The sequence below is a fragment of the Amycolatopsis sp. NPDC051061 genome, assembly GCF_040682935.1.
Taxonomy (GTDB): Bacteria; Actinomycetota; Actinomycetes; order Mycobacteriales; family Pseudonocardiaceae; genus Amycolatopsis.
In genome coordinates this window covers 1-14,712 of the sequence record NZ_JBFBBZ010000044.1, presented here as the reverse complement: position 1 = coordinate 14,712, position 14,712 = coordinate 1, and the positions used below count along the sequence as shown (strand labels likewise).

General features: G+C 71.1%; 13 protein-coding genes. 9 read left to right on the top strand and 4 right to left on the bottom strand.

The features are described from left to right. Positions 1–24 precede the first annotated feature (24 nt). Positions 25–1,197 carry a homogentisate 1,2-dioxygenase domain-containing protein gene (locus AB0N03_RS40280; RefSeq protein ID WP_364383856.1) on the bottom strand — a complete coding sequence of 391 codons (1,173 nt, stop codon included), beginning with the start codon at positions 1,195–1,197 and terminating at the stop codon, positions 25–27. 85 nt (positions 1,198–1,282) lie between these two features. On the opposite strand from AB0N03_RS40280, the gene AB0N03_RS40275 reads away from it, so the two are divergent. Together AB0N03_RS40275 and AB0N03_RS40270 are read left to right on the top strand one after the other, a co-directional pair. Next, complete coding sequence (locus AB0N03_RS40275; RefSeq protein ID WP_364384016.1) at positions 1,283–2,137, top strand: hypothetical protein; 855 nt, start codon at positions 1,283–1,285, stop codon at positions 2,135–2,137. Beyond that, the gene (locus tag AB0N03_RS40270) at positions 2,134–2,769 is read left to right on the top strand and encodes a helix-turn-helix domain-containing protein (protein ID WP_364383853.1); all 636 of its coding nucleotides are present in this window, start codon (positions 2,134–2,136) and stop codon (positions 2,767–2,769) included. The genes AB0N03_RS40275 and AB0N03_RS40270 overlap by 4 nt, the downstream gene beginning before the upstream one ends. Here AB0N03_RS40270 and AB0N03_RS40265 read toward each other — a convergent pair. Both AB0N03_RS40265 and AB0N03_RS40260 read right to left on the bottom strand, forming a co-directional pair. Further along, positions 2,766–3,428: a DUF998 domain-containing protein gene (locus AB0N03_RS40265; protein WP_364383851.1), complete on the bottom strand. Its 663-nt coding sequence runs from the start codon at positions 3,426–3,428 to the stop codon at positions 2,766–2,768. The genes AB0N03_RS40270 and AB0N03_RS40265 overlap by 4 nt on opposite strands. Positions 3,429–3,484: 56 nt before the next feature. Beyond that, positions 3,485–4,072, bottom strand: a complete 588-nt coding sequence (locus AB0N03_RS40260) for a TMEM165/GDT1 family protein (RefSeq protein ID WP_364384014.1) — start codon at positions 4,070–4,072, stop codon at positions 3,485–3,487. Between the two features lie 185 nt (positions 4,073–4,257). Here AB0N03_RS40260 and AB0N03_RS40255 point away from each other — a divergent pair, with 185 nt between their 5' ends. The 5 genes from AB0N03_RS40255 (at position 4,258) to AB0N03_RS40235 (ending at position 12,374) form a co-directional block, all read left to right on the top strand. Beyond that, complete coding sequence (locus tag AB0N03_RS40255; RefSeq protein WP_364383849.1) at positions 4,258–5,217, top strand: S41 family peptidase; 960 nt, start codon at positions 4,258–4,260, stop codon at positions 5,215–5,217. 79 nt (positions 5,218–5,296) lie between these two features. Further along, positions 5,297–6,769 carry a cytochrome ubiquinol oxidase subunit I gene (locus tag AB0N03_RS40250; RefSeq protein WP_364383846.1) on the top strand — a complete coding sequence of 491 codons (1,473 nt, stop codon included), beginning with the start codon at positions 5,297–5,299 and terminating at the stop codon, positions 6,767–6,769. A 114-nt stretch (positions 6,770–6,883) separates the two neighbouring features. Continuing rightward, positions 6,884–7,891 (top strand): cytochrome d ubiquinol oxidase subunit II, encoded by a 1,008-nt coding sequence (gene cydB, locus AB0N03_RS40245; RefSeq protein ID WP_364383843.1) that lies wholly within the window; start codon positions 6,884–6,886, stop codon positions 7,889–7,891. Continuing rightward, on the top strand, positions 7,888–11,121 hold the full coding sequence (gene cydC / locus AB0N03_RS40240) for a thiol reductant ABC exporter subunit CydC (RefSeq protein ID WP_364383840.1): 3,234 nt from the start codon (positions 7,888–7,890) through the stop codon (positions 11,119–11,121). Before cydB ends, cydC begins: the two co-directional genes overlap by 4 nt. Before the next feature lie 59 nt (positions 11,122–11,180). Next, entirely contained in the window at positions 11,181–12,374 is a 1,194-nt protein-coding gene (locus AB0N03_RS40235) for a GAF domain-containing protein (RefSeq protein ID WP_364383837.1), read from the top strand. A 198-nt stretch (positions 12,375–12,572) separates the two neighbouring features. Here the strand turns inward: AB0N03_RS40235 and AB0N03_RS40230 are convergent, their stop codons facing one another. Further along, positions 12,573–13,199, bottom strand: coding sequence for a response regulator transcription factor (locus AB0N03_RS40230; protein ID WP_155548437.1), 627 nt, complete (start codon positions 13,197–13,199; stop codon positions 12,573–12,575). 294 nt (positions 13,200–13,493) lie between these two features. Here AB0N03_RS40230 and AB0N03_RS40225 point away from each other — a divergent pair, with 294 nt between their 5' ends. Then, a complete protein-coding gene (locus tag AB0N03_RS40225; protein ID WP_364383831.1) occupies positions 13,494–13,982 on the top strand; it encodes an excalibur calcium-binding domain-containing protein in 489 nt (162 codons plus the stop codon). Further along, the gene (locus tag AB0N03_RS40220) at positions 13,979–14,617 is read left to right on the top strand and encodes a class F sortase (protein ID WP_364383828.1); all 639 of its coding nucleotides are present in this window, start codon (positions 13,979–13,981) and stop codon (positions 14,615–14,617) included. Before AB0N03_RS40225 ends, AB0N03_RS40220 begins: the two co-directional genes overlap by 4 nt. Positions 14,618–14,712: the final 95 nt, after the last annotated feature.

Here is a 14,712-nt window from a genome sequence, read left to right as displayed (position 1 = left end):
GGGGACGGTAATTCGGGAACTTGACTATCCCTTAGGGCCGCGGCGCGACCACGTCCACGCGTAGCCGGGGTCTTCGGACGCGTCGGCGGCCTCGCCGAGCTCCAGCGGCGCGAACGTGTCGACCATGACGGCGGTCTCGTCGAAGAACTCCGCGCCGATCGACGCCTCCGCCGCGCCCGGCTGCGGGCCGTGCGTGAAGCCGGACGGGTGCAGCGAGAGCGAGCCGACGCCGATCCCCGAGCCCTTGCGGGCCTCGTAGTTGCCGCGCACGTAGAACATCAGCTCGTCGGAGTCGACGTTCGCGTGGTTGTACGGCACCGGGATCGAGTCCTCGTGGTAGTCGACCTTCCGCGGGCAGAAGGAGCAGACGACGAAGTTCGGGCCCTCGAACGTCTGGTGCACGGGCGGCGGCTGGTGCACGCGGCCGGTGATCGGCTCGAAGTCGTCGATGTTGAACGCCCACGGGTAGAGGCAGCCGTCCCAGCCGACGACGTCGAAGGGGTGCGTCGCGTACGTGTAGCGCGTCAGGCCGGCGCGGTGCCGCACGAGGACCTCGATGTCCTCGCCGTCTTCCAGCAGCGGCTCGGACGGGCCGCGGACGTCGCGCTCGCAGTACGGCGAGTGCTCCAGGAACTGGCCCTTCGCCGACAGGTACCGCTTCGGCGGCCCGATGTGCCCGCGCGCCTCGAGGATGAAGAGGCCGACTTCGCCGTGGGGGACGACGCGGTAGGTGCACGACGTCGGGAGCACGAGGTAGTCGCCGTCGCCGATCTCGAGGCTGCCGTAGATCGTCTCGACGGTCGCGGAGCCGCCCTGGACGTAGAACAGCTCGTCGCCGGCCGCGTTGCGGTAGAGCGGGCTGGGCGCGGTCGCGGTGACGAACCCGATGGTGACGTCGTGGTTGCCGAACAGCCGGCGCCGGTCGGTCACCGCGTCGGCTTCGCCGCCGAACTTGAGGTCCTGGGTCCGGTAGGCCCGCGGCTTGAGCGGGTGGTTCGCCGTCAGGGCCCCGCGGTCCTCCTCGACCGCGACGGCGTCGACGATCGCCGTCGGCAGGCCGCGGTGGTAGAGCAGGGCGGAGTCGGCGGAGAAGCCCTCGACGCCCATCAGCTCCTCGGCGTAGAGACCGCCGTCCGGCTTCCGGAACGCGGTGTGCCGCTTGTGCGGGATCTCACCTACTCGCCGGTAGTAAGGCATCGACAGCCCCTTCTGACGTGTCCGCTGTGCGAACGATTTTGTCCTGATGTCGTACGCTACTAGCGTGTCATTCGTGTCAAGCGCTGTGGAACTCACGCCCCCCGGCCCCCGTGGGATCCCTCCCCTGTTCGCGAGGCTCGTCGACGACTCGGCGCTGTTCCCTCCGGGCGATGCGGCCATGCCCGAAGCCCTGCGCGCGCACTTCGCGAGCCGGGAGTCCGAGCACGCCGGTGTACTGGGGGTTTTCCTCTGTCAGGCCTCCCGGCTGCCGGAGCTGATCACCGAGTTGATCAAGATCAAGCCGAAGCAGCCACTGCCCCTGTCGCTGATCATCGACACCGGCCTCGGCGGCGTCCCGAAGGCGATCTCGATCGTCGAGTCGCGCAGTGAGCTGCTGGCGCTGCGGATGGTCGAGATGCCGGCGCCGTCCGACGTCGACGAGGTGTGGCTGGAGCGCGTCTCGGAGTTCGTCCCCGAGGACGTCATCCGCGTCGTCGAGCCGCGGCGCGGTGTCGGCTGGCTGGACGGCGTGCGGAAGGTGATCGAGCACGGCAGCTGGCCGAAGATCCGCTGCGGCGGCAAGGCGGGCGAGAACTTCCCCAACGTCGACGAGGTGGCGGACTTCCTCGCCGTCGTCAGCGGGTCGAGCGGTGCGTCGTTCAAGGCGACGAACAGCCTGCACCGCGCGGTCCGGCACACCGATCCGGACACCGGGTTCGTGCACCACGGCTTCCTCAACCTGCTCGTGGCCTCGGCGCGCAGCCTCGCCGGCGGCGACGTCCGGGGTGCGCTGGAGTCGACCGACGCCGACGCGCTGGCCAAGGAGGCCCGCGGGTTGTCCGAGCAGGCCGCGAAGGCCGTCCGGTCGCTCTTCGCGTCGTACGCGGCAGCGTCGTTCGAGCAGCCCGTCGCCGACATGGGCGAACTCGGCTTGCTGTGACCGGCCGGGAGGGGTCGCTGACGCTCGACCGCGGCTTGGCGCTGCTGCAGGCCGTGGCCGACGCCGGCGGCGACGCGGCGACCATCTCCGAGCTGGCCGTGGCCATCGGGGCCAGCCGCGCGGCCGTCTACCGGCTGCTCGTGCCGCTGTCGGAGCGCGGGCTGGTCTGGCGCGACGGCACCAAGGTCCGGCTCGGCGTCGGCCTGCTGCGGCTGGCCGGCCAGGTGCTGCCGCAGCTGCGGGACGCGGCCGGCCCGGTGCTGCGCGAGCTGGCCGAGAAGGTCGGCGCGACCGCGCACCTGTCGGTCGCCCAGGGGCCGCAAGCGCTTGCGGTGGCCGTCGTCGAGCCGTCGTGGACGAACTTCCACGTCGCCTACCGCGTCGGGAGCCGGCACTCGTTGACGTCCGGCGCGGCCGGAAAGGCGATGTCCCTGCGCCCGGGCGGCAACGGCTGGGTGACGTCGACGGGCGAGCTGGAGGCGGGCGCGTCCGGCGTCGCGGCGCCGGTCCGCGGGGTGCCGGGTCTGAAGGCGAGCGTCGGCGTCGTGTCGCTGGAGCCGCTCAAGGCCGCCGAGGTGGGCCCGCAGGTCGTCGCGGCCGCCGTCCGGCTGGCCGACATCCTGCGCGTTTAACGGCGCGAGACCGCCGGCAGCGGCCGGACCATGGTCAGCAGCAGGGCGACGTCGATCGTGAACAGCAGCCGCTCGAACAGGCCCAGCGTGACTTCCTGCTGCGCGGGGCCGACGACGAGCGTGACGACGAACCCGGCGAGCACCACGCCTATGCCGGCGAAGCTCGCCGTCGCGAGCCGCCGGATCGTCGTCCGGCGCGGCTCCCACGGGCAGCGCCCGCGCCCGCGCTTGGTCAGCACGAATGCGGCGGCGGGCAGCGCGACGAACGCCGTGAGCGCGGCGATGTTGTGGACCTGCCCGGACAGCGTCCGCGCCTGCCCGTCGGGGTCCACGGGCACCAGCCCGCACACGAGGAGCCCGGCCGACCACACGCCGAGCAGCACGCAGACGGCGGTGGTGCCCGGCCGGTGGGCCTTCGCGATGCCGGCGAGCAGGGCGACCGAGCCGAGCGACAGGGCCAGGCACATCACGCTGAACAGCGGAGCGGCCGACGACGAGCCGAGCTTGCCGTAGACGTATTCCGACAGCGTCTGCCAGATCGGGCTGACCTGGCCGGACAGTCGCAAGTGGAGGTCGATCGAGATGGCCACGGCGAGGCCGATGCCGCCGAGCGCGATCCGGCCGTGCAACGGCGAGACCGCGGGCAGTGGCTTGTTCACCTGGCTTCCACCCTTTCGTTTCCGAAAGGTTACCGGGCGAACCTGTGAAGCAGCGGTCAGAAGGCCAGCTGGAGCAGGGCGAACGCCGCGAACCCGGCGAACAGGAACCCGGCGCAGCGCTGGATCAGCTTCGGCCGGATCCGGTTGCGGATCTTTCCGCCGATGAAAACCGCGAGCCCGGCCACGACGATGAGCGCGGCGAACGCGCCGACGCCGACGGCGACGGGGTTGCCGATGCGGGCGGCGAGGCTCGCCGTCGCGAGCTGTGAAGCGTCGCCCCACTCGGCGGCGAAGAGCACGCCGAACGACGTCATCGCGGAGCGCATGAAGGACAGCGGGGCGGGGCCGATGCGCGAAGCGTCTTCGCCTGCTTCGTCCGCTTCGCTGAATCCCTCGCGAAGGAGCATAAAAGCGCCGAGGCCGAACATCGCGGCGACGACCAGCGAAAGAACCAGGTCCGGCAACAGCGTCAGCACACTGCCGAACGCAACCGCGATGACGCATTGCACGGCGAACGCCGCGCAGACCCCGGCGAATACCGGGCCACCGCGGAATCGGGTGGTCAGCACCAGGGTCGCGACCAGCGTCTTGTCCGGCAGCTCCACGGCGAGGACCAGGCCGAACGCGCTGATCAGCGCCACCATCGCGGAAGTCATGAGTATTTGTCGCCCCTTTCACTGCAACGATAAAGGGGAGGTTTGGAACGCCGCAAGCTGATGGCTTCCGCGAAATTGCTGGATCGGCGATCATGAATTTGTCGTCAAGCCGTGTCGCACAAATTATTTCGGCACGCCGAAAATCCGATTGTGGCCTGGGGTAGGTTGACAGCATGGGGTCAGAGGCGCGTGCCGCGCAGGTAGAAGAGGTCATCCGCCGGTTGGAAGCGCACTACGTGTTCCCGGACGTCGCGACGAAGCTGGCAGAGGTGCTTCGCCAGCGTCTCGGCGAAGGCGCCTACGACGGACTCGGTGACGCGGACTTCGCGACGCTCGTCACCACGGACCTGCAGTCGGTGAACGGGGACAAGCACCTGCGCCTGCGCCACCACGTCGACCCGGTCGCCGACGACGGCGACGCGGCGATGAACTCCGACGGGTACCGGCTCGAAGCCGAGCTGGAGGGCTTCGGCATCGCCGAGGTCCGGCGGCTGACCGGCAACGTGGGCTACCTCGACACGACCATGCTCTACCCGCCCGAGCTGGCCGGGCCGGCGATCGCGGCGGCGATGACGCTGCTCGCGCCGGCCGACGCGCTGCTGCTGGACGTGCGCCGCAACCGCGGCGGCAGTCCCGGCACGAGCGCGCTGCTGCAGACCTACCTCGTCGACGAGCAGGTCCACTACCTCGACATCTACGAGCGCGAAGGCCACCAGACCATCCAGATGTGGACGCTGCCGTACGTCCCGGGCCTGCGGTTCGGCGGCACCAAGCCGATCTGGGTGCTGACCGGGCCGCGGACGTTCTCCGGCGGCGAGGATCTCGCGTTCTCGCTCCAGCAGCAGGGCCGGGCGAAGACGGTCGGGGAAGCCACGCGCGGCGGCGCCCACCCGCGTGAGCAGTACAAAGTGGACACCTACCTCGACGTGACCGTGTCGATCGCGCGGTCGTTCCACCCGGAGACGGGGGAGAACTGGGAGGGCAGCGGCGTCCGCCCGGACCTCCCGGTGGCCGCGGACAGGGCGTTCGACACGGCGTACGCGCTGGCGCTCGAGCACGTACTGGAGCTGGGTTCCGCCGGACCGCGGCGGACGGTGGCGGACGAGGCGCGGCAGGCGCTCGACCAGCTGTAGTCACTCAGGACGTTGGTCCCGCGCTTGTCGGGACCACTTGATCTGGCTGTGGCCGGAGCTCCGGAGCACGCTGGACCACGTGGAGGTCCTCGATCTAGCAAGGTGGCAGTTCGGCATCACCACCGTCTACCACTTCCTGATGGTCCCGCTGACCATCGGGCTGTCGATCCTGGTCGCGGCGATGCAGACCCGCTGGGTCCGCACCGGCGAGCCGCGGCACCTGAAGATGACGAAGTTCTGGGGCAAGCTGCTGCTGGTCAACTTCGCGATGGGCGTCGTGACCGGCATCGTGCAGGAGTTCCAGTTCGGGATGAACTGGAGCGCGTACTCGCGCTTCGTCGGCGATGTCTTCGGCGCGCCGCTCGCGATGGAAGGACTCGTCGCGTTCTTCGTCGAGTCGACCTTCCTCGGCCTGTGGATCTTCGGCTGGGACCGGCTGCCGAAGAAGGTGCACCTGGCGTGCGCGTGGGCGTTTTCGCTGGCCACGATGGCGTCGGCGTACTTCATCCTGGCCGCGAACTCGTGGATGCAGCACCCGGTCGGCGTGACGTTCGAGAACGGCAAGCCGACGATGAACTCGATCTGGGCGGTGCTGACGAACAACACGGCGCTGGCCGCGATCCCGCACACCCTGGCCGGTTCGTTCTCGGTGGCGGCGGCGTTCCTGGTGGGCATCGCGGGCTGGCACCTGTGGCGGCGCGGCGACCACGCCGACGTGTGGCGCTCGTCGTTGCGCCTCGGTGGCTGGGTCGGCGTGGCGGCGTTCGCGGTCCTCGCGATCACCGGTGACACGCAGGGCAAGCTGATGTTCGAGCAGCAACCGATGAAGATGGCGTCGGCGGAAGCGTTGTGCCACACGGAAAAGCCGGCGAGCTTCTCGATCATCGCGATCGGCGACGTCGCCGGGGCGAACTGCGAGGACGTGAAGACGTTCAACGTGCCGGCGCTGCTCTCGTTCTTGGCCCACAACGACTTCAAGACCGAGGTCAAGGGCGTCGAGGACCTGATCACCGAGTACCAGGCGAAGTACGGCACGAACTACCCGAACGACCCTTCGCTCGGCTCGCTCGCGGGGAAGCCGATCGACTACGTGCCCAACCTCCCGGTGACGTACTGGGGCTTCCGCATGATGATCGGCTTCGGCGCGGTGTCGGCGGGCATCGGCCTGCTGGCCCTGTGGCTGACCCGCCGGGACCGGCTTCCGGCCGGTCGCTGGTTCCCGCTGCTGGTGCTGGGCGGCATCGCGACGCCGTTCCTGGGCAACAGCGCGGGCTGGATCTTCACGGAGATGGGCCGTCAGCCGTTCGTGGTCGTCCCGAACCCGAGCGGGGTCGACGGGGTGTGGATGTTCACGGCCCAGGCGGTGTCGCGGTTGACGACGGGTGAGGTGTGGACGTCGTTGATCGCCCTGACCACGGTGTACGCGGCGCTGGGTGTGGTGGAGCTGTATCTGATGCGCAAGTACATCCGCGGCGGCATCGAAGCGGTGATGCCCCCACCGAAGAAAGATTCCGACAAAACGGACGGCGACACGCTCGCCTTCGCGTACTGAGGTGCTGACGATGAGTGTCGACGCGATCACTCTCACGAGTTACCCACAGTCTGTCTGTGGACAACTCGACCAGTTGTGGATAACTCACGGCCACCGTTCGAAAGGGGGGACCCGATGACCCTCGCCACGATCTGGTTCGCCGTCATCGCCTTCTTCTGGCTCGGCTACCTCTTCCTCGAAGGCTTCGACTTCGGCGTCGGCATGCTGCTGCCCGTCCTCGCGCGCGACAACACCGAGCGCCGCGTCATGGTCAACACCATCGGGCCGGTCTGGGACGGCAACGAAGTCTGGCTGATCGTCGCCGGCGGAGCCATGTTCGCCGCCTTCCCCGCCTGGTACGCCGGCCTCTTCTCGGCCGCCTACCTGCCGCTCCTGATCGTGCTGCTCGCCCTCATCGGCCGCGGCGTCGCGTTCGAATACCGCGGCAAGGTCGACTCCGAGCGCTGGCGGCGCACCTGGGACCGCGTGATCATGATCGGCTCGTGGGTCGCGCCGCTGGGCGTCGGCCTCATCCTCGCCACCACCGTCCTCGGCCTGCCCCTCGACGCCGACGGCAACCGCGTCGGCTCCGCGTTCGCCGCCTTCCGCTGGGACACCCTGCTCGGCGCGGTCGCGATCGTCGCCTTCGCGATCACGCACGGTGCCACCTTCCTGGCCCTCAAAACCAGCGGTGACCTGCGGGAACGCGCGAGGAACCTGGCGCTCGGGTTCCTTCCGATCGCCATGGTGCCGATCGTCGCGTTCCTCTCGGTCGTCCAGTGGCGCGAAGGCACGCTGTGGACGCTGCTCGCGTTCGGGATCAGCGCCGTCGCCGCGGTGGTCGCCTGGCTGCGCCTGCGCGCCGACCGCGACGGCCAGGCCTTCGCCGCACTCGGCGTCGTCATCGCTGGGGCCGCCGTCACGATGTTCGGGGCGCTCTTCCCGAACGTGCTGCCCTCGACGCTCGACGCCGCCAACACCCTGACCGTCGAAGGCGCCGCGTCGAGCCCGTACACGCTGACCGTCATGACCTGGGTCGCCGCCTTCGGCGCCCCGGCGGTGCTGGTCTACCAGGGCTGGACGTACTGGGTGTTCCGCAAGCGCATCGGCACTCAGCACATTCCAGCGGTTCATGCGCCATGAACAAGCTTCCCGGACGCGCACCCCTTTCCGCCTCGGAGTCCACAGTGGACTCGGCGCGGCTGGGAAAGGGCCCGCTCGGCGCATTGCCGGCCCTCGTGCCTGCCGTGCGCCGGGCGCTGGTCCTGGTCGGGCTCCTCTCCTTCCTCAACGCCATCGCGCTGGTGGCCCAGGCATTCCTGCTCGCCGACGTCCTCGCGGCGATCGTCGGAGCAGGGTCCGGGGGACGCACCGCCCAGCTGGCCGCGCTGCTCGCGCTCGTCGCGACGCGCGCTGTGACCGGCTGGGCGGTGCGCACGATCTCCGCCCGCGCGGCGGCGACGGCGCAACGCGAGCTGCGCGCGAAGGCCGTCGACCACGCACTGCGCCTCGGCCCGGAGTGGATCGCCCGCCGCGGCCACGGCGAGCTGACCGCGTTGACGACCCGCGGTCTCGACGCGCTGGACGCGTACTTCCGCGAATACCTGCCCGCGCTGGTGACGGCGGTGGTCGTGCCGCTCGGCGCCGGCGCGGCGATCCTGTTCGCCGACTGGCCGTCCGGCGTGATCGTCGCGCTCACCGTGCCGCTGCTCCCGGTGTTCGCGATCCTCGTCGGCAAGTACACGGCGGGGCGCGTCGCCGGCGCGACCGACGCCACGCACCGGATGTCCGAACGGCTGCTGGAACTCGTGCGCGTGCTGCCGGTGCTGACCGCGTTCCGCCGTGCCGCCGCTCAGGGCGAGACGGTCCGGCGGCTCTCCGAACGCCACCGCCGCGCGACGCTCAAGACGTTGAAGGTCGCGTTTTCCTCCGCCTTCGTGCTCGAACTGATCGCGACGCTGTCGGTCGCGCTCGTCGCGGTGGTGATCGGCGTCCGGCTCGTCGGCGGGAACCTGCCGCTGGCCATCGGGCTCGGCGTGCTGATCCTCGCGCCGGAGTGCTACCAGCCGCTGCGTGCGGTCGGCGCCGCGTTCCACGCCAGCGAGGACGGCGTCGAAGCGGTCCGGCGCGTCGCCGACCTGCTGGCCGTGCCGGCACCCCCGGCCGGCACCGCGGTCGTTTCGCGGGGCGAGCTGCGCGTGTCGTCCCTGCGCGTCGCGCGACGCGGTGGATTCGCCCCCGACGGCGAGACGTTCACCGTCCGCCCGGGCGAGACGGTCTGGCTCCGCGCCCCGAGCGGCGGCGGCAAGTCGACGACGCTCTCGGCGCTGCTCGGTTTCGTCCCGGCTCACGACGGCGCCATCACGGTCGGCTCGACGAACCTGGCCGACGCCGACCTCGCGCGCTGGCGCGAGCAGGTCGCGTGGGTGCCGCAGTCGCCGGTGTTCACCGGCGGCACGGTCCGCGAGGAGATCGGTTCCGACTTTCTGCTCGACGCACTGGGCCTGAGCGGGCTCGCGGACCGGCCGGTGACTCGGCTTTCGCTGGGTCAACGTCAGCGCGTCGCGGTCGCCCGGGCGCTTCAACGAGTTCGGGACGGCGCGTGGCTGCTCCTGCTCGACGAGCCGACGGCCCACCTGGACGAGGCCAACGCGCGCCTGGTGCTCGACGCGATCCAGCGAGCGGTCGACGACGGCGCCGCGGCGATCATCGCGGCGCACGAGCACACGGCGGCGGTCGACCTGTCGTCCGACGTCCCGCCGCCGTCCGTCGAATCCACTGTGGATGATGCTCGGCCGCCGCTGGCGTGGCGGGCGTTGCTCGACGGCCGGCTCTTCGGCGGCGCGGCGCTGGGGGCGCTCGCGCTGCTGGCGGGTGTGGCGCTGACGGCGACGTCGGGCTGGCTGATCGCCAAGGCGTCGCAGCAGCCGCCGATCCTGACGCTGACGGTCGCGGTGGTCGGCGTCCGCGCGTTCGGGCTGGGCCGCGCCGGGCTGAGGTACGTCGAACGGCTGGTCACGCACGACGCGGCGTTCCGCATCGCCGGCCGTCTCCGGGTGCGGCTGTGGAATTCGCTGGTCCGGCGCGGTCCCGCTTCCGGCTTGCGCGCCGGGGAAGGACAACGTCGCCTGGTCGCCGACGTCGACACGGTCCGCGACCTGCTGCCGCGGGTGGTGTCGCCGCCGCTGGTGGTGGCGCTGGTCGCGGCGGGGGCGATCGCCGTGCAGACGTGGGTCCTGCCCGCGGCGGGGCTGGCGCTCGCGGCGTCGGTGGCGGTGGGGCTGTGTGCGCCGTGGGTGGCGCTGCGCGCGGAACGCCGCGCGACGACGGCGCTGGCGGACGGCCGTCGCGAAGTGGCGTCGCGAGTCCTGGTGCTGTTCGAAGCGGCGGCGGAGCTGCTGGCGTTCGGCAAGGATCGCGTCCACCGCCGCGCGCTCACGGAGGCGGATACGCGCCTGGTGGGGCAGGCGCGCCGCCAGGCTTTCGGCGCGGGGGCGGCGGAGGCGCTGATCACGCTGGCCTGCGGAGCGGGCGCCGTGGTCAGCGCGGCGCTGGCCGCCCAGGCGGTCTCGGCGGGAAGTCTCGACGCCGTGCTCGCGCCGTTGGCGGCTCTGGTGCCGCTGGCGCTGGCGGAGGTGCTGGCGCTGCTTCCCCCGGCAGCGCAGCACTGGGACACCCTGCAGCACGCTCGCCAGCGCCTGGCCGACGGCGATGAGACCGGGCAGCGTGGTGCGTCGGCTGAAACAGCGACCGGGCGCCGCGTGGTGCTGCGAGGGGCCGATCTCGGCTGGCCCGGCGGGCCCGTCATCCTGCGCGATGTCGACCTCGACCTCGCGCCGGGCACGTACGTCGCGGTGGTGGGGCCGAGCGGTGCCGGCAAGTCGACGCTCGTCGCCGCGCTGCTGGGTTTTCTCGCCCCTCGGCGCGGTGTGGTCGACGTTCCCGACCGGGTGGCGTGGGCACCCCAGGAGCCGATGCTCGCCGGCACCACGGTGGCCGAAAACCTCCGCCTCGCGCAGCCGACGGCGACAGCCGAAGACCTGCGCGAGGTGTTGCGGCAGGCCGCGCTCGCCGACCTCGAGCCGTCGACCGTGCTGGGCAGCGGCGGCAGCGGACTGTCGGGCGGCCAGGCGCAGCGCGTCGCGCTGGCACGGGCGTTGCTCGGGGCGCCGTCGGCGGGACTCGTGCTGCTCGACGAGCCGACCGCCCACCTCGACGAGCCGACGGCGCAGGTCGTGCGTGCGCACCTGCGGGAGGCATTGGCGGGCCGCACGGTCGTGCACGTGACCCACCGAGCGGAGGAAGCCGCCGGCGCGGACGTCGTCCTCGAGGTCCGCGACGGCCGGATCGTCACGCGGGTGCCGGTGTCGTGATCGATTCTCGAAGCGTGCTTGCCGCGCCGCCGCGGCGGCGCGCGATAATGACGGAACTCATGGATCCGACGCTTGCCGCGCGGGCACTGTCCGCCGCCACCGAGATCACGAGCACCGCCCTGTCCGGCGACGACCCGGGAGCGGTGCTGGACACGGTCGTCGCCCGGGCCGCCGAACTCGCCGACGCGGACCTCGGCCTGGCCATGGTCAGCGCCGACGACGGCCGGGTGGTGGTCGAGGCAGCCCACTACGCCACCGCCCACCCGTCGGCCGAGGACCCGGCGACGCCCGAAGGCGAGATGGACATGAGCGCCGGGGAGGCCCTGCGGGGACTTGCCCTCTCCATGGACTCCGCTGCCGGGCGGGTGGCCCGCGGCGGCGAGCCCGTCGCCAGCGCCGACTTCATCGTCGACCCCCGGACCGCGCCCTACGTTCCCGCCGAGCTCCACGGCTACGGACCCTTCGCCGCCGCGCCGTTCGGGTCCGGCGGGCGGGTTCTCGGGGCGCTCACCGTCTACCGGAAGCGGGGTCGCGAGCCGTTCTCCGCCGGGACCGTCGAAATGCTCGTCGCCTTCGCTGCCCAGGCCGGGGTCGTCCTCGCGCTCGCCGAAGGCGCCAATGCCCGACACCGCGTCGCGCTCTACGAAGAGCGGGAACGGATCGCTCGCGAACTCCACGACGTCATCGTCCAGCGGCTCTACGGCGCCGGGATGCAGCTCGACCGGGTTCGGCGCAACATGCGCAAGCGGTTCGCCCAGGCCGATGGCGCGCGGCTTTCCGATGCCATCGACCAACTGGACCAGACCATCGAGGAGATCCGGGGCACCGTGCGCGCGCTGCGATCACCCGAGCCTCGCCACGACACCGGCACGCCCACCGACCTCGCCGAGTCGGCGCGCGGCGAGGTCCGCATCGCCGGCGAGCTACTCGGGTACCCGCCGACCCTGGAGCTGTCCGGCGAATTCGCCGACATCCCAGCGGAACGCGCCGACCACATCCGGGCCGCCCTGCGCGAAGCTCTGTCCAATGTGGTCAGACACTCCGGCGCGAGCGAAACCCGCGTGACCTTGACGAGGGACTCCGGCGGCGTGAAACTCCGTGTCCGGGACAACGGTTCCGGCGTCCCCCAAGGCGTCGCCACCCGTGGCCTGCGTCATCTTGCCGAACGCGCGGACGCCGCGGGCGGCAAGTTCTTCCTGAACTCCTCGCCCAGCCTCGGCACACTCGTCGCGTTCGACCTCCCAGTTGACTGACCGCGATCTACCCTTCTCGGGTCATCCCGCCTCCCTTCCTCGCCCTCACTGAAGATCGTACCGGCTTTTCGAACACCTATTCGACTCACATTCGAGTGAAAGTGGCAGGACAAAATCGCCGATCGAGATGGCGGACCGTGACGACCGGTGAAAAGGACGCAGCGAACGGCGGCTTGCGGACGAGACGGCCGCGCGGAGTTACTTCTCCCGGCGCGCGATCCAGGCGGCGGCCTGCGTCCGGCGCTGCATGCCGAGCTTCGCCAGCACCGACGTGACGTAGTTCTTGACCGTCTTCTCGGCGAGGAACAGCCGCTCGGCGATCTCGCGGTTCGACAAGCCCTGGCCGATCAGCTCGAGCACGTCCCGCTCGCGCTCGGTCAGCGTCGCCAGCTCGTCCGTCGGCGGGTGGCGCATCTTGTCCAGCACCCGCGCGGTGCTCACCGGGTCCAGCAGCGACCGCCCGGCCGCGACCTCGCGGACCGCGTACACCACGTCCTGCCCCCGGACCTGCTTCAGCAGGTAGCCCGCGGCGCCGGCCATGATCGCGCCGACCATCGCCTCTTCGTCGTCGAACGCGGTCAGCATCAGGCAGGCCGGCGGGTTCGGCTTGGACCGCAGCTCGCGGCAGAGCGTGATGCCGTCGCCGTCGCCGAGGCGGACGTCGACCACCGCGACCTCCGGCTCGACGTGCATCGCCACCGCCAGCGCCTCTTCGACGCTGCCCGCTTCGGCGACGACCTCGATGTCGGGCTCGTCGCCGAGGAGATCGCGAAGCCCGCGGCGGACCAGTTCGTGGTCGTCGACGAGCAGTACCTGGATCGGCATATCCCCAGGTTACGGGGTACGAGCGCGCCGCGGTGCCGGCTGGTCCGCACGTCACACCGCCCGAGCCGGGACAATTACCCCCAAAGTGTGACCGCGGATCTCGTAACAAACCCGCCGGTACGCATTCCCGGCGCCGATTCCGCAGGTCAAGGGCAAATGGTGAAGAATCACGAGCCGGCCGGATTTTGGTGGGGCGCTGGCGTTTCCGAAATTCCGGAATAGTCCGTAACAGCGTCGCGGGGGCCGCGATAGTAACCACGCAATCACCCCGATTCTTCATGAAAGGACCTTCCGGTGTCCTTGTTTCGTCGTACCCTGACGACGGCCGCGGCCGTCGCCGGGCTCGCTCTCCTCGGCCCCGTTTCCCTCGCCTCCGCGCAGCTGGCGACGCCGCTCGCGGCCGACCTGGACTGCAAGAACTTCCAGTACCAGGAAGAAGCGCAGGCAGTCCTCGACGCAACGCCGGGCGACCCGAACAACCTCGATTCCGATCACGACGGAATCGCGTGCGAATCACTGCCGCACCGCCCGCAGCAGAACACGTCGACGCCGACGGCCGGACGGCCGTCGACCACGACGAAGACCCACACCGCCCCGAAATCCACCACCACCAAGAAGTCCACGACGGGCGGCCAGGTGAAGGTGAAGCCGGTCGGCGGCGTCGCCACCGGCGGCGGTGAGCCGGACGAGGGCGCCCCCGCGTTCCTGGTGCTGAGCGGCGCGCTGCTCGCCGCGGCGGCGTCCGGCGGCATGGTGCTCTACCTGCGCCGGCGCACGAGTTGAGGCACCCGCGCCTGTGGCCGGCGGTCGCGGCGGTCGTCGCGGCGCTCGGCGCGGTTCTGGTGGTGGCCTTCGTCCTCGCCTTCTCGCCGCATGCGCCGGAGCAGGTCGCCCCACCGTCCGCCACGCCGGTCGAGATCGCGTCGTCGGCCACCGCCACGGCGTCCGGCGACGGGCTCCCGGCGGCGAAGCCGGCCTCCCTGACCATCCCGGCGATCGGCGTGCGGGCCGACGGGATCAAGGACCTCGGGCTGACCTCGGGCGGCGAGCTCGAGGTCCCCGGCGACGCCACGACGGTCGGCTGGTTCACCGGCGCGCCGTCGCCCGGCGAGGCCGGCCCGGCGGTGCTGGCGGCGCACGTCGACTACAAGCACGTCCCCGGCGCCTTCTCCCGCCTCAAGGAGCTGCGCCCGGGTGAGCAGGCGAAGGTCGGCCGCACCGACGGCCGGACGGCGGTCTTCACCGTCTACCGCGTCGAGCGCTACGCCAAGGCGGAGTTCCCGACCGACCAGGTCTACGGCGACACGGCCGACGCCGAGCTGCGGCTGATCACCTGCGGCGGGGCGTTCGACCACTCGAGCGGCAACTACGTCGACAACGTCGTGGTCTACGCGCGGCTCACCGGCGTCGAGGCCTAATACTGCAACGGCATTCAGGTGAGTGGGTAGCCGCGTCGTTTGTAATGGCTGAGGCGGGCTTGGTGTTGTCGTCGGCGGCGGAAGCAGGACCAGGC